The organism is Bradyrhizobium pachyrhizi, assembly GCF_001189245.1.
In the GTDB taxonomy this organism is placed as follows: Bacteria; Pseudomonadota; Alphaproteobacteria; order Rhizobiales; family Xanthobacteraceae; genus Bradyrhizobium; species Bradyrhizobium pachyrhizi.
Window position 1 is genome coordinate 1 of sequence record NZ_LFIQ01000005.1, and the last position, 324, is coordinate 324.

The following is a 324-nucleotide window of genomic DNA, read 5'->3' on the forward strand; positions in this document are numbered from 1 at the left end:
GGTCTCACGGAGGTCGTCGATGCCGATCGAGGGACGGTTTGCGAGGCGGTGTGTCGGCGCGAGAACTGCGACGTAGTGCTCCTCGAACAGCGACCAGTCGTCGATGCGGGCGGGCACGTCCTGCACGTCGCCAACCATTGCGGCGTTGATCTCGCCCTCAAGCAAGAGGTCGACGAGCTCCCCCGCCGCGCCCTCGCGCAGCTCGACGTGAAGTCCAGGGACGAACTTTGCGATCTCCGCGATCGGATCGAGGACGAGCGACGCCGAGATGGAAGGGGCGAGACCGATCTTCAGTGGCGCGACCTCCTTGCGTTGGAACTCCTG

General features: G+C 65.4%; 1 protein-coding gene. It reads right to left on the bottom strand.

Features of this window, described 5'->3' with window-relative positions; translation table 11 throughout:
* On the bottom strand, positions 1 to 324 hold a 324-nt coding region (locus tag AKL29_RS00080; protein WP_160321687.1), incomplete at both ends, for a LysR family transcriptional regulator substrate-binding protein.